The sequence below is a fragment of the Pseudothioclava arenosa genome (genome assembly GCF_002358085.1).
GTDB classification, from domain to species: Bacteria; Pseudomonadota; Alphaproteobacteria; order Rhodobacterales; family Rhodobacteraceae; genus Pseudothioclava; species Pseudothioclava arenosa.
Genome location: NZ_NTJD01000006.1, coordinates 1 through 16,834 on the forward strand (window position 1 = coordinate 1; position 16,834 = coordinate 16,834).

At 64.2% G+C, this 16,834-nt stretch carries 16 protein-coding genes; 8 read left to right on the forward strand and 8 right to left on the reverse strand.

Annotated elements, in window-relative coordinates:
- Positions 1-463: 463 nt before the first annotated feature.
- Both msrQ and msrP read right to left on the reverse strand, forming a co-directional pair.
- Positions 464-1,060 (reverse strand): protein-methionine-sulfoxide reductase heme-binding subunit MsrQ, encoded by a 597-nt coding sequence (msrQ, locus tag CLN94_RS08795; RefSeq protein WP_096433305.1) that lies wholly within the window; start codon positions 1,058-1,060, stop codon positions 464-466.
- On the reverse strand, positions 1,060-1,983 hold the full coding sequence (gene msrP, locus CLN94_RS08800) for a protein-methionine-sulfoxide reductase catalytic subunit MsrP (protein ID WP_096433307.1): 924 nt from the start codon (positions 1,981-1,983) through the stop codon (positions 1,060-1,062). Before msrP ends, msrQ begins: the two co-directional genes overlap by 1 nt.
- A gap of 161 nt (positions 1,984-2,144) precedes the next feature.
- Between msrP and CLN94_RS08805 the strand changes: the two genes are divergently transcribed.
- Both CLN94_RS08805 and CLN94_RS08810 read left to right on the forward strand, forming a co-directional pair.
- The gene (locus CLN94_RS08805) at positions 2,145-2,591 is read left to right on the forward strand and encodes a DUF302 domain-containing protein (RefSeq protein ID WP_096433309.1); all 447 of its coding nucleotides are present in this window, start codon (positions 2,145-2,147) and stop codon (positions 2,589-2,591) included.
- A gap of 184 nt (positions 2,592-2,775) precedes the next feature.
- Positions 2,776-3,261, forward strand: coding sequence for a fasciclin domain-containing protein (locus CLN94_RS08810; RefSeq protein WP_096433311.1), 486 nt, complete (start codon positions 2,776-2,778; stop codon positions 3,259-3,261).
- A 34-nt stretch (positions 3,262-3,295) separates the two neighbouring features.
- On the opposite strand, the gene CLN94_RS08815 is transcribed toward CLN94_RS08810, so the two are convergent.
- Positions 3,296-3,802: an ion channel gene (locus CLN94_RS08815; protein ID WP_096433660.1), complete on the reverse strand. Its 507-nt coding sequence runs from the start codon at positions 3,800-3,802 to the stop codon at positions 3,296-3,298.
- Positions 3,803-3,908: 106 nt separating this feature from the next.
- Between CLN94_RS08815 and smpB the strand changes: the two genes are divergently transcribed.
- From smpB to CLN94_RS08830, 3 genes are all read left to right on the forward strand, one after another.
- Positions 3,909-4,382 (forward strand): SsrA-binding protein SmpB, encoded by a 474-nt coding sequence (smpB, locus tag CLN94_RS08820; RefSeq protein WP_096433662.1) that lies wholly within the window; start codon positions 3,909-3,911, stop codon positions 4,380-4,382.
- A gap of 104 nt (positions 4,383-4,486) precedes the next feature.
- Positions 4,487-5,338, forward strand: coding sequence for a 3-mercaptopyruvate sulfurtransferase (sseA, locus tag CLN94_RS08825; protein ID WP_096433313.1), 852 nt, complete (start codon positions 4,487-4,489; stop codon positions 5,336-5,338).
- Positions 5,338-6,519, forward strand: coding sequence for an amino acid aminotransferase (locus tag CLN94_RS08830; RefSeq protein ID WP_096433664.1), 1,182 nt, complete (start codon positions 5,338-5,340; stop codon positions 6,517-6,519). The genes sseA and CLN94_RS08830 overlap by 1 nt, the downstream gene beginning before the upstream one ends.
- Positions 6,520-6,653: 134 nt before the next feature.
- Here CLN94_RS08830 and CLN94_RS08835 read toward each other — a convergent pair whose 3' ends face one another.
- Both CLN94_RS08835 and CLN94_RS08840 read right to left on the reverse strand, forming a co-directional pair.
- On the reverse strand, positions 6,654-8,000 hold the full coding sequence (locus tag CLN94_RS08835; RefSeq protein WP_096433315.1) for an ammonium transporter: 1,347 nt from the start codon (positions 7,998-8,000) through the stop codon (positions 6,654-6,656).
- Positions 8,001-8,022: 22 nt separating this feature from the next.
- Positions 8,023-8,361 (reverse strand): P-II family nitrogen regulator, encoded by a 339-nt coding sequence (locus CLN94_RS08840; protein WP_096433317.1) that lies wholly within the window; start codon positions 8,359-8,361, stop codon positions 8,023-8,025.
- Between the two features lie 266 nt (positions 8,362-8,627).
- On the opposite strand from CLN94_RS08840, the gene CLN94_RS08845 reads away from it, so the two are divergent.
- Complete coding sequence (locus CLN94_RS08845; RefSeq protein WP_096433319.1) at positions 8,628-10,889, forward strand: transglycosylase domain-containing protein; 2,262 nt, start codon at positions 8,628-8,630, stop codon at positions 10,887-10,889.
- A 46-nt stretch (positions 10,890-10,935) separates the two neighbouring features.
- On the opposite strand, the gene CLN94_RS08850 is transcribed toward CLN94_RS08845, so the two are convergent.
- Positions 10,936-11,544 (reverse strand): MlaC/ttg2D family ABC transporter substrate-binding protein, encoded by a 609-nt coding sequence (locus CLN94_RS08850; protein WP_096433321.1) that lies wholly within the window; start codon positions 11,542-11,544, stop codon positions 10,936-10,938.
- The gene (locus CLN94_RS08855) at positions 11,534-12,289 is read right to left on the reverse strand and encodes an MlaA family lipoprotein (protein ID WP_096433323.1); all 756 of its coding nucleotides are present in this window, start codon (positions 12,287-12,289) and stop codon (positions 11,534-11,536) included. Before CLN94_RS08855 ends, CLN94_RS08850 begins: the two co-directional genes overlap by 11 nt.
- A 196-nt stretch (positions 12,290-12,485) precedes the next feature.
- On the opposite strand from CLN94_RS08855, the gene CLN94_RS08860 reads away from it, so the two are divergent.
- Positions 12,486-14,237, forward strand: a complete 1,752-nt coding sequence (locus CLN94_RS08860; protein ID WP_096433325.1) for a type I secretion system permease/ATPase — start codon at positions 12,486-12,488, stop codon at positions 14,235-14,237.
- Positions 14,234-15,553: an HlyD family type I secretion periplasmic adaptor subunit gene (locus CLN94_RS08865; protein ID WP_096433327.1), complete on the forward strand. Its 1,320-nt coding sequence runs from the start codon at positions 14,234-14,236 to the stop codon at positions 15,551-15,553. The genes CLN94_RS08860 and CLN94_RS08865 overlap by 4 nt, the downstream gene beginning before the upstream one ends.
- On the opposite strand, the gene CLN94_RS08870 is transcribed toward CLN94_RS08865, so the two are convergent.
- Positions 15,554-16,732: a lytic murein transglycosylase gene (locus CLN94_RS08870; protein ID WP_096433329.1), complete on the reverse strand. Its 1,179-nt coding sequence runs from the start codon at positions 16,730-16,732 to the stop codon at positions 15,554-15,556. It lies immediately after the preceding gene.
- Positions 16,733-16,834 lie beyond the last annotated feature (102 nt).

The following is a 16,834-nucleotide window of genomic DNA, read 5'->3' on the forward strand; positions in this document are numbered from 1 at the left end:
AACCGCCAAACAGTGAAGCTGACACTCTCATCATCGCCGAAGCTAGAGAGCCGATATGCGTCGGCTGTGTCGAATGACCAAACCGCCCACATATCTCTTCAGATATCTATCAATGTCAAAGAGCGCGGAGACAAAATCAACTAGCGTCGCCTCATCCTTGGGGCGATACCAGCCAACCTCGTATCCAATTTTGTTTTGCTTTCCAGTGCCTTGCGGCTCTTTCCGGCGCCCCGTTGCGGTGTGTTCCGCTTCGGTGAGGCGGTATTTACGGATCGACGCCGGGGTCCGCAAGAGCCTTTTTGAAAAAACTTGCGCTTTTTTCCGAAACCGCACCGAAACCCCTTATTTCATTGACGGCGGCGGAGGCACTTTTCTGCACGCGCCAAGTGATTTTGCGACTGCAGAAAGAATCTTTCGCAAATCACCCGATTCAACGAAAGGAAGTTAGGCGCATGCCCCTGGGTCAGCCCCGAAACGGGCGGAATCGCAGCGCCATCAGCCCCGCAAACACCCCCGCCCAGAGCCAGCCCTCGGGCGTGATGACCTTCATTTGCCACAGGTAGTGCAGCACGCCGAAGCCCACGGCCGGGTAGACCAGCCAATGCAGCCGCCGCCAGTTGCGCCCGAGTCGACGCACCGAAGCATTGTTCGATGTCAGCGCCAGCGGCAGCAACAGCACGGCCCCGGTCATCCCGAAATACAGATAGGAGCGCTTGATCAGGTCGCGCACGGCCTGCTCCCACAACAGGCCCATATCCAGGATGATCCAGGCCAGCATGTGCAGCACGATATAGAAGAACGCGATCAGCCCCACCGCGCGGCGATAGCGGATCAGGTTCAGCCCCGCGATCCGGCGCAAGGGCGTGATCGCCAGCCCGCCGATCAGGAACCAGAGCGCAATCTTGCCCAGTCGATGCTCGATCTCTTTCACCGGGTCGATGCCGATCCCGCCCGAGACCGTCAGCCAGATCACCCAAGCCAGCGGGATCAGCCCCGCCAGATAGACCCAGCCGGGCGGCACCCGGCGCAAGGAGCTGTTCAACGGCGCGACCAGTTGCATCAGTAGAACTTCGCGAGGTCCATGCCCGCGTAAAGCCCAGCCACCTCCTCGGCATACCCGTTGAACATCAGGGTCGGCTCACGCTTGGCGAAAAGCCCGCCGCCGATGCGCCGCTCGCTGGCCTGCGACCAGCGCGGGTGATCGACCTCGGGGTTCACATTGGCATAGAACCCGTATTCGCGCGGCTGCAGCGATTTCCAGGTGGTGACCGGCTCGCTCTCGGTCAGGGTGATCTTCACGATGCTCTTGATCGACTTGAACCCGTATTTCCACGGAACCACCAGACGGATCGGCGCACCGTTCTGCTTGGGCATCTCTTCGCCATAAAGACCTGTGGCCAGAATCGTCAGCGGATGCATCGCCTCGTCCAGCCGCAACCCCTCGACATAGGGCCAATCGATGCCGCTCGCGCGCTGACCCGGCATTTCCTCGGGGCGATGAAGCGTCTCGAAGGCCACGTATTTCGCGGAGGGCGCCACGCCGACCCGGTTCAGAAGCGCGCCAAGCTCGAAGCCGATCCAGGGCACGACCATCCCCCAGGCCTCGACACAGCGGAAGCGATAGATCCGCTCTTCCAGCGTCACGGGTTTCAGGATGTCGTCCAGCGGATAGGTTCCCGGCCGCTCGACCAGCCCGCCGATCTCGATCGACCAAGGATCGATGGTCAGCGCGCCGGCATGTTTGCGCGGGTCGGACTTATCCCAGCCGAACTCATAGAAGTTGTTATAGCCGGTGATATCATCGAAGCTGTTGGGCGGCGCATCGGTGGAATAGCGCGAGGGCTGCGCGGCGATCTTGGCCTGCGCGGGCCAGGCAACCCCCGCCAGACCGGCCGCTGCAGCCGAGGCAATCAGCTGCCGGCGGTTCAGGAAATCGGCTTTCGGGGTGACCTCGGACCAGCCGAGCATTTTCGTGGCGCGCATTGCATCCTCCTGTCGTCTGAAAAAACCTAGCGCATCGGGCGCGGCTTTCTCCTCACAATACGTTCAGAAGGGCGCATGCGTTACATCTTAACTTTTGAATGTATTTGCGGCATGGTGACGCCGAGGCGGCTCGGGAAGCCGTGAGGGAGAGGATAGCGATTATGAAACTGTTGCTGGGGGCCGCCGCCGCGGCCATGATTTTGGCCGGGGCCACGCAGGCGCAAGAGGCGCACAGCTGGACGGTCGAGGATGATTTCGAGAACATCACCTTTGCCGTGGAAAGCGCGATTATGGACGCGGGTCTGGTAATCGACCACACCAGCCACACCGGCGAGATGCTCGAGCGCACCAAGGAAGACGTGGGTGGCACGCGCACGATCTTTACCGCCGCCGATATCTTTTCCTTCTGCTCGGCCAAGGTCTCGCGCGCGGTGATGGAAGCCAACCCCGAGAACGTGCAGTTCTGCCCCTACACGATCTTCATCTATGAACGCCCCGAGACGCCCGGCCAGATCACCGTCGGCTTCCGCGACTACCCGGAAGGCGAGATGGACATGGTCGAAGATCTGCTGGGCGGCATCGTGAAAGAGGCGCTTGGCGTCGAATAAGCGCCCGTCCAAACCGGTTTCGGACACATTTTTTTGAGTGGAAATTCTGGCCGCGCTTGGCTTAGCGCGGCCTTTTCCATGGTCAAGAACGCTCTACGAGGTTGTGAAGCTGGACGAATTTTCCGGTCTTCCCAGATGACGTTCACCGCCCGAGCGGCGGCGCAACGAAACCAGGGAGAAGAGAATGATCCGCAGAACCTTCATGATGCTGAGCACCGTGGCCCTTGCGTCGGGCTTTGCGCTGAGCGCGCAGGCCGAGACCAAGGATATCGTCGACACCGCCGTCGGCGCGGGCAGCTTCGGGACGCTTGTCGCGGCGGTCGAGGCGGCCGGGCTGGTCGAAACGCTGAAGGGCGAAGGCCCGTTCACGGTGTTCGCCCCGACCGACGATGCCTTTGCCGCCCTGCCCGCCGGTACCGTCGATGACCTGCTCAAGCCCGAGAACAAGGACAAGCTCGTCGCGGTGCTGACCTATCACGTGGTTCCGGGCAAGGTGATGTCGGGTGACCTGAGCAACGGCATGATGGCAACGACCGTTCAGGGCAGCGACGTCACCATCATGACCGAGGGCGGCGTCAAGGTGAACGAGGCCAATGTCATCACCGCCGATGTCGCGGCCTCGAACGGGGTGATCCATGTGATCGACCAGGTGATCCTGCCGCCGATGTGACGCGTGCGAAGGGCCGTGCCGCGCGCGGCCCTTACTAGCCCTGCGCGTCCGCCGTCGCAGCCGTATGCGCGGCGACGCGCGCGGCTTCTTCCACGGCAAGCCTGTGCAGACGGCGCGCCTCGATCTGGTTCAGCCGCACATGGCGCAGCGCCTCGACCATGATCGCGGTCAGAAGGCCGATGTTCAAAAGCCCGTTCGCCGCTGCCATCCCTCCGAGGATGCGCCATTCATGCGTCAGCAGGATGTCGCCATAGCCGAGCGTCGTGTAGGCCACGAGCGAGAAATATACCGCTCCCTCCATCGTGATGAAAATCCCGAGGGTGCGAAAACAGAAGGCCCAGATCCAGACCCCGGCCGTTACCAGAAACAACGCGGTGAGCGCGGTCACCAGCATCACCACGATTTGCTTCGGACGATGGGGCTCGCGCACGAGCCAGGGCTGAATGCGCGCGAACACGCTTTCCATACCCCAGGCCGCCAGCCCCGCGATGATGATATTGATCACCATCATCAACGAGCCGATCCCGATCTGAACGAACATCTGATGTGCTTCCATGTTCTAGCGGGTAAATTGCCGCCGCATTTCGGTCAAGCGCGCTGTCGCCGCACTGGACAGGCGCATGTGGCTCGCCTATCTCGGGGCCATCATGGCCAAGAATTCCGATCCCAACTCCAAGCTGATCGCCGAAAACCGGCAGGCGCGCTATCACTACGCCATCGAGGACACGCTCGAGGCGGGGGTCGTGCTCATGGGCTCCGAGGTGAAATCGCTGCGCACCGGCCAGACCAATATCGCCGAAAGCTATGCCTCGATCGAGGAGGGCGAGCTGTGGCTGATCAACGCCTATATCGCGACTTACCTGCAGGCCGCGCATTTCGGCCACGAGGAACGCCGCAAGCGCAAGCTTCTGGTCTCAAAACGCGAGCTGAGCCGGCTGTGGAACGCGGTCGGGCGCGACGGCATGACGATCGTGCCGCTCAAGATGTATTTCAACGATAAGGGGCGGGTGAAGCTCCTGATCGGGCTGGCCAAGGGCAAGAAGCTTGCCGACAAGCGCGCCACCGAAGCCAAACGCGACTGGGACCGCCAGAAGCAGCGGCTTATGAAACAGAACTACTAAGCCCGTTTTTCAAGGCTTTTGACACTCCTCACGCCCCATCTGCCCTTGCACCCTTTCCCCCCGAGAGGCTAAGAAAAATGCGATCAGAAAGAGGCGTGAACACCATGGACGATCCGAAAACTCTCGTTTCCACCGACTGGCTCGCAGCGCATATCAAGGACCCCGATCTGCGCATCATCGACGGATCGTGGTTCTTGCCGCAGATGGGCCGCGATGCGAAGGCCGATTACGACAAGGCGCATATCCCCGGCGCGCGGTTCTTCGACATCGACGAGATTTCCGACAACCGCTCCGAGCTGCCGCACATGGCCGCCCCGGTCGAGAAGTTCATCTCGCGGATGCGCGCGATGGGCATCGGCGATGGCCACCAGATCGTGGTCTATGACCAGATGGGCGTGTTCTCGGCGCCGCGCGTGTGGTGGAACTTCCGCCTGATGGGCAAGACCGACATCGCGGTGCTCGATGGCGGCCTGCCGAAGTGGATCGCCGAGGGCCGCGAGATCGAAGACCTGCCGCCGATGATGCGTGATCGTCATATCACCGTGCAGCGCCAGGCGAATCTGGTGAAGGACGTCACGCAAGTCGCCCATGCCTCGAAGCTGGGCGATTACGAGATCATCGACGCGCGCGCGCATGGCCGCTTCATCGGCGAAGAGGAAGAGCCGCGCCCGAATCTGCGCAAAGGCCATATCCCGGGCTCCAAGAACGTGCCGTGGATGACCCTTGTGAATGACAACAACACGATGAAATCCCCCGAAGAGCTGCGCGCCGTCTTTGCGGCTGCCGGGGTCGATCTGTCGAAACCCGCGATTACCACCTGCGGCTCGGGCGTGAATGCCTGCATGCTGGCCCTCGCGCTTGAGCGTGCAGGCAATGACAACTGGTCCGTCTATGACGGGGCATGGGCCGAGTGGGGCATGTTCAACGACCTTCGCGTCGCAACCGGAGAAGCATGATGCTCAACAATCTCAAGCCGCAGGCGCCGGACAAGATCCTTGCGCTGATGGGTGAATTCCGCGCCGACCCGCGCGACACCAAGATCGACCTCGGCGTCGGTGTCTACAAGGACGCCGAAGGCCGCACTCCGATCATGCGTGCGATCCACGCGGCCGAGAAACAGATGTGGGATCAGGAAACCACCAAGACCTATGCCGGTCTGGCGGGCCAGCCCGAATTCCACGCCGCAATGGCGGAAATGGTGCTGGGCGCGGCCTATCCGGCCGATCGCCTGTCGTGCCTCTCGACCGTGGGCGGCACCGGTGCGTGCCGCATGGGCTTCGAGCTCGCGCGCATGGCCAATCCGGGCTGCACGGTCTGGGCGTCGGACCCGACCTGGCCGAACCACCTCTCGATCCTGAACTTCATGGGTCAGGCCTGGAAACCCTATCGCTATTTCGACAACGCCACCCGCGCCGTCGATTTCGACGCGATGATGGCAGATCTGGCCGCGGTGAAAGCGGGCGATATCGTGCTGCTGCACGGCTGCTGCCACAACCCGACCGGCGCCAACCTGACGCTGGAGCAATGGGGCGTGGTCGCGGACCTGTTCGAAAAGACCGGCGCGATCCCGATGATCGACCTCGCCTATCAGGGCTTTGGCGACGGGCTTGAGGAAGACGCGGCGGGCACCCGCCTGATCGCTTCGCGCCTGCCCGAAGTGCTGATCGCGGCGTCCTGCTCGAAGAACTTCGGCATCTACCGCGAACGCACCGGCTGCCTGATGGTGCTGGGCGATGCGGCCACGCAACCGGTGACGCAGGGCACGCTGGCCTTCCTCAACCGTCAGACCTACTCCTTCCCGCCCTATCACGGGCAGGCGCTGGTCACCCGTGTGCTGACCGACAAGGCGCTGCGCGCCGAGTGGGAAGCCGAGCTGGAAGAGGTCCGCGGCGGCATGCTGCGTCTGCGCCAGCAACTGGCCGACGAGCTGCGCAAGCTGTCCAACTCGGACCGTTTCGATTTCGTCGCCACCCACCGCGGGATGTTCTCGCGCATCGGCGCCTCGCCCGAGCAGGTCGAGACGATGAAGCAGAACAACGCGATCTACATGGTCGGCGACTCGCGGCTGAACATCGCGGGGCTGAACGACAAGACCGTGCCGCTTCTGGCGCAGGCGATCATCGACGCCGGCGTCTGAGCCGCCCCCACAGAAACAGCGAAACGGCGGCCCTCGGGCCGCCGTTTTCTTTTGCGCCAACAGATTCCCGGCCGCGCCACAACGAAAAAGGCCCGGGGTTTCCCCCGGGCCTTCCGATCAACCGCAATTCAGGATCAGACCTTGAATTCCGGATAGGCTTCCATGCCGAGCTCGGCTTTGTCGAGGCCCATCATCTCGTCTTCCTGCGGAGCGCGGATGCCCATGACCACTTTCAGGGCCATCCAGACCACCAGCGAGACGGTGAAGGTGAAGGCGCCGACGATCACGATCGAGACGATCTGGCCGTAGAAGGTCGCATCCGAGTTGGTCAGCGGAACCGCCAGCGTACCCCAGATACCGCAGATCAGGTGAACCGGGATCGCACCCACGACGTCATCGATCTTGATCTTGTCGAGGAAGGGCACCGCGAAGACCACGATCACGCCACCCAGGCCACCGATCAGCGTCGCAACACCGATCCCGGGGGTCAGCGGCTCAGCGGTGATCGACACGAGGCCGGCCAGCGCGCCGTTGAGCACCATGGTAAGGTCGGGCTTCTTGTAGAGCAGCTGGGTCATGATCAGCGCGGCGATCGCACCACCAGCAGCAGCGGCGTTGGTGTTCACGAAGATGCGCGAGATATCAGCGGCGTCACCGATCGAGCCCATGGCGAGCTGCGAGGCGCCGTTGAAGCCGAACCAGCCGAGCCACAGGATGAAGGTACCCAGCGTGGCGAGGGTCAGGTTCGAACCCGGCATCGGGTTGACGCGGCCGTCCTTGTATTTGCCCAGACGCGGGCCGAGGACCAGCACACCAGCCAGAGCAGCCCAGCCACCGGTCGAGTGCACGACGGTCGAACCGGCGAAGTCGAGGAAGCCGAACTGGCTGTCGAGGAAGCCGCCGCCCCATTTCCACGAACCGACGATCGGGTAGATGATCGAGGTCAGGATCGTGGTGAAGATCAGGAACGGCCAGAGCTTGATGCGCTCGGCCAGCGTGCCCGAAACGATCGAGGCGGTGGTGGCGCAGAACATCACCTGGAAGAAGAAGTCCGAACCGGTCGAAGCGTAGGAATAGTCGTCCACCGCATCGGCACCGACGCCAACAGCTTCCAGAACGGCCAGCGCGAAGGCGCCAAGGTAACCGCCGGTTTCATCGGCACCGATGGTCCAGTTGCCCAGCGGGTACATCAGGTTGTAGCCGATGAGGTAGTACATGGTGCAGGCGATCGCGAAGAGGATCACGTTCTTGAGCAGCTGCATCGTGACGTTCTTGGAACGCACGAGGCCCGCTTCGAGCATGGCGAAACCAGCCGCCATCCAGAACACCAGGAAGCCGCCGATCAGGAACAGCAGCGTGTTGAGGATCCAGGCCACATCGGTCGGAACCGCAGCCGGCACTTCGGCGTCCTGCGCGAAGACCGGGAGGGCAGCGGCGGTCAGAACCGCAGCGAGGCCCGTGATTTTCGAGAGGTTTTTCATCTTGATCAGTCCTGTCCCTATCTCACAGAGCTTCGTCGCCGGCTTCACCGGTGCGCACGCGCACGGCCTGGCCCACGTCGAGAACGAAGATTTTGCCGTCGCCGATCTTGTCGGTCTTGGCGGTTTTGAGGATCGTGTCGACAACTTCATCGGCGAGGCCGTCGGCAACGACGATCTCAAGCTTCACTTTCGGCACGAAGTTCACGGCGTATTCAGCGCCGCGATAGATCTCGGTGTGGCCCGACTGCGCGCCGAAGCCTTTGATTTCCGTCACCATCATGCCGCGAACGCCGATGGCGGTGAGCGCCTCGCGCACCTCCTCGAGCTTGAACGGCTTGATTGCAGCAATAATGAGTTTCACCTGTCATCCCTTCCTTGTCTGACATCCGGCGAGCCCCTCGGGGCCGCGACATGGAGACAGAAGGCGCAGGCGGGGCCTTCGGGACAAGTTCAGGCGAAGCTGCGATGCAGCATTTTGCGCCATACCTGCCCAAAAATTATACAAATTGTGCAACTCGTCTAATTTTTGGGCGATTGGAAAAGAGAATCATCACCGCAATGTGCTCCACAACGAAGGGGGCGCGGTGTAGATTGGCCGGAACAAGAACACAGGCACCGGACCAACTCATGGCAGGATCAGGACGGCCGCGCGGGCCCCTCGTTGCGGACAAACGCTATTCCGCAAGCAAACCTGCGGCACCCAAGAAACCTCGCGCAAACACCTCCACCAAGCGCAAGCGTAGCGGCAAGCGCCCGCCGAGCGGGCGCGGCCCGATCCGGCGCGTCCTGTTCGGAACGCTGGGTTTCGTCGCGCGCGTGCTTTGGGGAATCGGCTGGCGGTTCGGGTTGGCGATTGCGCTGATCGTGGGGCTTGCGACCTTCTATTTCTATTCGCAACTGCCCGATGTCACGGCGCTGCTCGACGGGCGCCACCGTGGCTCGGTCACGATGATCGACACCGACGGCAAGGTCTTTGCCTGGCGCGGCGAGACCTTCGGCGGCCAGATCACCGCCGAGAATGTCTCGGAGCATCTGCGCGACGCGGTGATCGCTGCCGAGGACAAGCGATTCTACGGGCATTTCGGGGTCAGCCCGCGCGGCATCGCCTCGGCGATGCGGATCAACCTTGCCGCCGGGCGCGGCCCGTTCTCGGGCAATGGCGGCTCGACGCTGACGCAACAGGTCGCCAAGCTGCTCTGCCTTGGCGTCGAATATGACCCCAAACGCTGGAAGACCGAAGCCGCCTATGAAAACGACTGCCGTTCGGGCGGGGTGAAGCGCAAGATCAAGGAAGTGCCCTACGCGCTGGCGATGGAGCTGAAATACTCCAAGGACGACATCCTGACGATTTACCTGAACCGCGCCTATCTGGGCGCAGGCGCTCGGGGCTTCGAGGCCGCGGCGCAACGCTATTTCGGGATCTCGGCGGCAAATCTGAACCCGGCGCAAGCGGCAATGCTCGCCGGGCTCCTGCCCGCGCCGTCTTATTACGCGCCGACCAACAACCTGCAACGCAGCCAGGACCGCGCCGCGACGGTGGTCAAGCTGATGCATGAGCAAGGCTACCTGAGCGCGGCCGAGCGCGACTATGCCTGGCAACACCCGGCGACCTTGTCGGAGGCGGCGCAGAAACGCGCCGGCGGCTATTTCGCCGACTGGATCATGGATGCCGCCCCCGATTTCCTGACCACCGAGACCACCGAAGACGTGATCATCCGCACCACGCTCGACCAGCGCATCCAGAGCGCGGCCGAAGAGGCGATGCAGTCGATCTTTGCGGCCAAGGTCAAGGAAGGCTCCGAGGCCGAGGCCGCGATCGTGGTGATGTCGGCCGATGGCGCGGTACGCGCGATGGTGGGCGGGCGCGCGACCAAGGTCACCGGCGCCTTCAACCACGCGACGATGGCGCGGCGCCAGACCGGCTCGACCTTCAAGCCCTTTGTCTATGCCGCCGCGCTCGACATGGGTTACACGCCCGACGACATCGTCGAGGATGCGCCGCTGACGATCAACGTGCCGGGCTCCGGCCCGTGGTCGCCGAAAAACTACACGCGCGAATATCGCGGCCCGATCACCCTGACCGAGGCGCTGACCCATTCGGTCAACACCGCGACCGTGCGGGTCTCGGAGGCCGTCGGGCGCGAGGCGGTGCGCAAGGTCGCCGAGGATTTCGGCTTTGCCGAAGATCTGGCCGAGGGGCCCGCGTTGGCCCTGGGCGTGTCCGAATCTACGCTTCTGCAGATGACCGGCGCCTATGCGGGCATCCTGAATGGCGGCTCTTCGGTCAAACCCTACGGCATGACCGAGCTGCGCCTGAAGGGCGATAGCGAGGCCCTGTTTGGGGTGTCTGGCGGGCTGGGCGAGCGGGTGATTTCCGAGAAAGCCGCGCGCGAGCTGGTCTACATGATGCATTCCGTGGTGCAGAACGGCTCGGGCCGGCGCGCGAACCTGCCCGACCGGCAGGTGGCGGGCAAGACCGGCACCACTCAGGCCGCGCGGGATGCCTGGTTCATCGGCTTTACCGCCGATTACGTGGTCGGCGTCTGGATGGGCTATGACGACAACCGCCCGCTGAGCGGCGTGACCGGCGGCGGCCTGCCCGCCGACATCTGGCGCGAGACCATGCTGCGGGTCGAAGCAGGCCTGCCGGCAAGCCCCCTGCCGATGGCGCAGCCCTCGGACTGGCGCCCTGACACGCCTTTCTGGGGCTCTGACAGCACTCCGCCTGCAGGCCCCGATCTTGGCCCGGGCAATCGCAAGTCCGACTGGTCGCGCCCGATCGAAGAGGTACGGCCGAAAAAGGACAAGAAAGACAAGAAACGCGACGAGCCCGATCTGGCCGAGCGCATCCTGATGGAAGTCCTCGGCTCGATCCTGAGCAAGAACTGAAAAGGCGGGCCACCTGGCCCGCCTTTTACTTTCTGAAGCCGGGAGCTCAGCCGGCGGTCTTCATATCCTGGATCAGCGCGTCGATATTGCCGCGGCGGCGGTCCAACATCGCCCCGATCTCGGTGCGCTCGGCCGCCAAGAGGTTCACCCCCTCGATGATCAGGTTGAAGAACCGGTCCTGCCCCGATTTGTCCGAGACATGCCAGAGCACCTCGAAAGGCGCCTGCCCCTTGAAGATCGCGGTGGATTTCACCTCGTAGAAGGTTTTCACGGGCTTCGCCCCCACCACCTCGAAGCGCGCGCCGATGAACTCGCGGAACCGCTTGCCGTATTTGCGCGACAGATAGCCTTGGAACGCCTTGGTAAAGGCCGCCATCTGCGCGGCGCTGGCCTGACGCGCGGCTACGCCCAGCGCCGAGCGCGCGATGATCGGCACATCGCCGTATTTGATAAAGATCCGCTCAAAGTCGGAATAAAGCGCGGGTCCCGTCTTGCCCGAGGCAATCGCCCGGTTCACGTCATCGACCGCCTTGATGATCAGTGCGCGCGCCTGCGAATCGTTCAGCGCGAGCGCGGGAAGCGGCATGGCAGCGGCCATCCCCCCGGCAACGGCAGAGATCATCAGGTTTCGGCGGGACAACAGATCATTCGGCATAGGGGTCCTCGTAGGGATCGAACAGTTCGGCCTCGGTGGCCGCATCTCCGCCAAGCTCGAAGCGGCGGTTTTGCAGATAGAGCAGACGGCTCTGCGCATAACTATCCGCGCTGTCGTAAAGAATGGAATTCACAGTCGCGGCATAGCGTTTGCGATCGACCGAGCGGGCGGCGATCCGCAAGGCGAGAATGGCGGCCTTTTCCTCGCCATTGGCCAGAAGCAACGCCGGATCGATCAGCAGGTCGACGAAACGGCCCACTGCATCGCGCTCGGTCGAGGGGCCGATCACGGGCAGCTCGACATAATTGCCCTCACCCACGCCCCAGACATGCAGCGTTTCGCCGAAATCGGTGGTTTCCTCGGTCAGACCGAACCAATGCCCGGCCGGGTCAAAGATGCCGCCGATGCCCAGCGTCGTATTGATCGCGAAACGCAGAGTGTTCTTGGCGGCGGGCTCGGGGCGCAGTTGCAGCGTCGAGTTCACCACCATGCGCGGCAGGCCGAGATTGTTGCGAAGGTTCGACACCGCTTGCCCGATCGGACCGGGCGGGCCGCCAGAACCCTCCTTGAACATCGCCTGATCGAGACGCTTGTTCATGTCATGGGTTTCGCGGTTTTCGGCCTCGTAGGGGTCATGGATCTCGCCCGGCGCAGGCAGTTTCGCCGCGCAGCCCGCCAGCACAACCGCCGCCAGCACAAAAGCAGACGCGGCACCGCGCCCGATGCTGTTGCCCAAAGCCGACATTCATCCCCCAGACACACTCTTGCCATCCCAACGGGATGACAGGCGGCAAAAATTCGATCACAACCCTATGGATAAGAAATAGGCTTTTGACCCTCAAAGAACAAGGCTCCGCCCGCCGCGCAGGCCGCGGTTGCGCGAGGTACGATATTAACCTCTTTATGATTAGAAACGCGACAACAGGGCCATTGAGACGCGGATGACGCACCACCCCGATCAACAAACTGGCGCGCGCGAGCTGCGCGCGGCGCATCGTCCCTTGCGGGGATTGGTGCTGTCGGCGGCCCTGTTTTCGGCCTTCGTCAACCTGCTGATGCTGACCGGCCCGCTGTTCATGCTGCAGGTCTACGACCGGGTTCTGTCGTCGCGCGCGCTGGAAACGCTGACCGCGCTGTTCCTGCTGGTGGTGTTCCTGTTCGTGATCATGGGGCTGCTGGATGGTGCGCGGGCGCGGGTGATGTCGCGCATCGCCGCCGCGCTGCAGGCCCGACTTGAGGGGCGGGTGTTCTCGGCGGTGCTGCGGCGCAGCTCCGCCCTGCCCGGAGACCGGCTTGCCGCAACCGGGATGCGTGACCTGGAGGCGGTGCAGAAATTCGTGGCCTCCCCCGCATTGATCGCCTGCCTCGACCTACCCTTTACGCCTTTGTTCCTTGGAGCGATCTTTGTGTTCCACCCGTGGCTCGGCGTGCTGGCGCTGACCGGCGGCGCAATTCTGGTCGCCGTCACCCTGATCAATCAGCGCATGACCCAGGCCAGCGTCCTGCAAGCCGCGCAGGCGGATATTGCCGCGAATCGCCTCAGCGACCAGCTCCGCGACGAGGCCGAGCTGATCCAGGCGCTCGGGATGCGCGACGCGAGCTTTGCGCGCTGGCTCCTGGCGCGCGAGGCGGCCTCGGGCGCGGGCCTGACCGCCAGCGATCTGGGCTCCAGCTTTTCGGTCGGCTCAAAGACCTTCCGGATGATGCTGCAATCGGCGATGCTGGCGCTTGGCGCCTGGCTCGTGCTGCGCGCCGAGCTGAGCCCCGGCGCGATGATCGCGGCTTCGATCCTGATGGGCCGCGCGCTGGCCCCGGTCGAGCAGGTGATCGCGGGCTGGCCGCTTCTGGGTCGGGCGCGCGCCTCTTGGGGAAGGCTTGCGCTCTTGCTTGGTGCGACCCCGCCCGAAGCGCCGCGCACCGCACTGCCGCGGCCCCGCGCACACCTTGAGGCCAAGCAACTCTCGATCGCGCCTCCGGGGCAAAAAGTGGCAAGCCTGCGAGGGCTGAGCTTCACGCTCGAACCGGGCACGGCGATGGGTGTGATCGGCCCCTCCGGCGCCGGGAAATCGACGCTCGCGCGTGCGATCTGCGGGGTCTGGCCGCCAGCGGCGGGCTGGATTCGCCTCGATGGCGCGACGCTCGACCAATATGAACCCGATGTGCGCGGCCAGTTGATCGGCTACCTGCCGCAGCGCGTCACACTGTTTGACGGAACCATCGCCGAGAATATCGCGCGGCTTGCCGCCGCCCCCGATGCCGAGGCTGTCGTCGAAGCGGCGAAACGCGCCGCCGCGCATCAGATGATTCTCGATCTGCCCGAAGGCTATGACACGCGCGTCACGCAATCGGGTGGGCGGCTTTCGGGCGGGCAGATCCAGCGCATCGGCCTTGCCCGCGCGCTTTACGGCAACCCGGTTCTGCTGGTGCTTGATGAGCCGAACGCCAATCTCGACAATGAAGGATCGCAGGCGATGAACGCGGCGATCCGCGCGATGAAGGCCTCGGGCGGCGCAGTGATGATCATGGCGCACCGGCCAGCCGCGATTGCCGAATGCGATAGCGTGATGGTGCTCGACAACGGCGTCTGCCGGGCGTTGGGGCCGCGCGATCAGGTGCTCAAGGCGGTGCTGGCGAATGCGCAGGAGATTGGCCGCGGCCCGCAGGGGCGGATCCAGCCCGGAGGTGTGGCATGACCGGCCCGTCCTCACCCAAGCGCCAGGCCAGCCCCTCCGCCCGCGGCGCGGTCACGCTTGGCCTTGCGGCCATCGCGGTGCTGATCTTCGGCTTCGGGCTCTGGGCGGCGTTCAGCTCGATATCGGGCGCTGTCGTGGCTTCGGGCCAGGTCGAGGTCGAGCAGAATCGCCAGATCGTGCAGCACCCCGATGGCGGCGTCATCGCCGAGATTCTCGTGAAGGATGGCGATCTGGTGGAAGCCGGCGACCTGCTCTTGCGGCTGGACGGGACGCTGCTGCGCTCGGAACTGACCATCGTCGAGAGCCAGTTTTTCGAGCTGCTGGCGCGGCGTGGGCGGCTTGAGGCCGAGCGTGACGATGCCGAAGAAACGCGCTTCCCCGCCGAGCTGGCCGAAACCGCCGCCTCCGATCCGGCCATTGCCCAACTGATGGAGGGGCAGCGCAACCTGTTCGCGGCGCGGCGCGAGACGATGCAGAAATCGCTCGATCAACTGGCTGAGCGGCGCCTACAGACCGAGCGTCAGATCGAAGGCATCGGCGCGCAACTGGCCGCGCTCTCGACGCAGGTCGACCTGATCCGGCGCGAGCTGGCCGACCAGCGCAAGCTCTTTGAACGTGGGCTGGCGCAGGCCGGGCGCGTGCTGGCGCTTGAGCGCGAAGAAGCGGCGCTGGCGGGCCAGATCGGCGAGTTGACGGCGGCGCGCGCACAATCCGAGGCGCGGCTGACCGAAATCGCGATCGAGGCACTGCGGCTTGCCTCGCAGCGTCGCGAAGAGGCCGAGACCGAGCTGCGCAACACCGGCTACCGCGAGTTGGAACTGGCCGAACGCCGCCGCGCGCTGAGCGAACAGATCGACCGGCTCGACATTCGCGCGCCGGTTTCGGGGCTGGTGCATGCGATGGCGGTCACCACGCCGCGCTCGGTGATCCGGGCGGCCGATCCGGTGCTCTACCTGATCCCGCAGGATCGCCCGCTGGTGATCTCTGCGCGGATCCCGCCGATCCATATCGACGAGGTGGCGATCGGCCTGCCCGTCACGCTGCGTTTTTCGGCGTTTTCGGCGCGCACCACCCCCGAGCTGTTCGGGCAGGTCAGCCGGATCTCGGCCGATGCGCTGCTGGACGAGGCGACGCGCGCGGCCTATTTCCGCGCCGAAGTGGTCCTGAAGGCCGGGGAAACCGACAAGCTCGCGCCGCTGCAACTGGTGCCCGGCATGCCCGCCGAAGTCTATATCCGCACCGCCGAGCGCAGCCCGCTCAGCTATCTGCTCAAGCCGTTTACCGATTACTTCAACCGCGCCTTCCGCGAGAACTGATCAGAGCCGCCCAAGCAGCGTTGGCGTCGGCCAGGCATCCGCCGGCAGGCCAAGGCGCTTTTGCTCCTTCTGCACGGCGGCGCGGGTCTTTTCGCCCAGGATGCCGTCGATCTTGCCCACGTCATGGCCGCGCTGCGCCAGTTTCTTTTGCAGCGCCATCATCTGCTTGCCGCTCAGCCCCGGCTCGGGCTTGCCCGGGTTGAAGGGCGGCGCGCCTTCGAGCCGGGTCGCGAAATAGGCCGCCGAGGTCACGTAGACAAAGCTCTTGTTCCACTCGAACAGCACGTGGAAATTCGGATAGACCATGAAGGCCGGCCCCTTGCGCCCCATTGGCAACAGAACCGAGCCCTTGAGCCCAGGCGCCAGACGCCCGTTCCGCGCACGCACCCCCATCGCTTCCCAGTCGCGGGTCGACAGGGCGGTTTCCAGCCCGGTCTGCGACCAGTCCATCCGTTCGGGCACGACGATCTCTTGCAGCCAGGGCTCGCCCGCGCGCCAGCCCAGCCCGCGCAGCATCTTGGCCCCCGACATCAGCGCATCCGCCGACGATCCGCGCAGATCGACATGGCCGTCGCCATCGCCGTCGGTGCCGTTGCGCAAGATATCCTCGGGCAGCATCTGCACCTGCCCGATTTCGCCCGCCCAGGCGCCCTTGTTGCGCTGCGGGTCGAAGTCGCCGCGCTTGAACAGCTCGGCGGCGGCGATCACTTGCGGGCGAAACAGCTCGGGGCGGCGGCAATCATGCGCCAGCGTCACCAGCGCGTCGCGCGTATTGAAATCGCCCTGAAACCCGCCGAAATCGGTTTCCAGCCCCCAGAAGGCCACGATCACCCCACGCGAGACGCCAAAATTCCGCTCGACCGCATCGAGGGTGCGCGCGTGGCTTTTGATCTTCGCCGCGCCGACCTTGAGCCGGTTCTGGCTGATGATGCGATTGGCGAATTCGATGAAGGGTTTCTGGAACACGCCCTGCGCCCGATCCGCCTTGAGCACGCGCTGATCCTGCCGGACGCCTGCGAAAAACGCATCCGCCTGCTTTGCCGAAAGGCCCCGCGCCATCACCTCTTTCTTGAGGCCGCGCACGAAGGCGTTGAAATCGCCCCCACAGTCGCGGGCCAGCGCCGCATGCGGCAGCGCCATCAGGCAGGACAAGAGAACAGGCAGGGCAAAACGGCGCATCGGAGGCTCCTTCACAAGATACGTCGCGAGGCTAGCCTGCCCCACTGCGCGCGGCAACCAGCCTCGCCACCGTGCAGCCGCAGCGTAACCCGTTGTAATAAC

Excerpts from the sequence above, each read along its gene's own strand:
- CLN94_RS08805 (WP_096433309.1), top strand. The coding sequence starts at position 2,145 with ATGAAACTGTTGCTGGGGGCCGCCGCCGCGGCCATGATTTTGGCCGGG.
- CLN94_RS08845 (WP_096433319.1), top strand. The coding sequence starts at position 8,628 with ATGGCAGGATCAGGACGGCCGCGCGGGCCCCTCGTTGCGGACAAACGC.
- CLN94_RS08815 (WP_096433660.1), bottom strand. The coding sequence starts at position 3,802 with ATGTTCGTTCAGATCGGGATCGGCTCGTTGATGATGGTGATCAATATC.
- msrP (WP_096433307.1), bottom strand. The coding sequence starts at position 1,983 with ATGCGCGCCACGAAAATGCTCGGCTGGTCCGAGGTCACCCCGAAAGCC.
- CLN94_RS08870 (WP_096433329.1), bottom strand. The coding sequence starts at position 16,732 with ATGCGCCGTTTTGCCCTGCCTGTTCTCTTGTCCTGCCTGATGGCGCTG.
- CLN94_RS08830 (WP_096433664.1), top strand. The coding sequence starts at position 5,338 with ATGCTCAACAATCTCAAGCCGCAGGCGCCGGACAAGATCCTTGCGCTG.
- sseA (WP_096433313.1), top strand. The coding sequence starts at position 4,487 with ATGGACGATCCGAAAACTCTCGTTTCCACCGACTGGCTCGCAGCGCAT.
- CLN94_RS08810 (WP_096433311.1), top strand. The coding sequence starts at position 2,776 with ATGATCCGCAGAACCTTCATGATGCTGAGCACCGTGGCCCTTGCGTCG.
- smpB (WP_096433662.1), top strand. The coding sequence starts at position 3,909 with ATGGCCAAGAATTCCGATCCCAACTCCAAGCTGATCGCCGAAAACCGG.
- msrQ (WP_096433305.1), bottom strand. The coding sequence starts at position 1,060 with ATGCAACTGGTCGCGCCGTTGAACAGCTCCTTGCGCCGGGTGCCGCCC.
- CLN94_RS08835 (WP_096433315.1), bottom strand. The coding sequence starts at position 8,000 with ATGAAAAACCTCTCGAAAATCACGGGCCTCGCTGCGGTTCTGACCGCC.
- CLN94_RS08865 (WP_096433327.1), top strand. The coding sequence starts at position 14,234 with ATGACCGGCCCGTCCTCACCCAAGCGCCAGGCCAGCCCCTCCGCCCGC.
- CLN94_RS08850 (WP_096433321.1), bottom strand. The coding sequence starts at position 11,544 with ATGCCGAATGATCTGTTGTCCCGCCGAAACCTGATGATCTCTGCCGTT.
- CLN94_RS08860 (WP_096433325.1), top strand. The coding sequence starts at position 12,486 with ATGACGCACCACCCCGATCAACAAACTGGCGCGCGCGAGCTGCGCGCG.
- CLN94_RS08855 (WP_096433323.1), bottom strand. The coding sequence starts at position 12,289 with ATGTCGGCTTTGGGCAACAGCATCGGGCGCGGTGCCGCGTCTGCTTTT.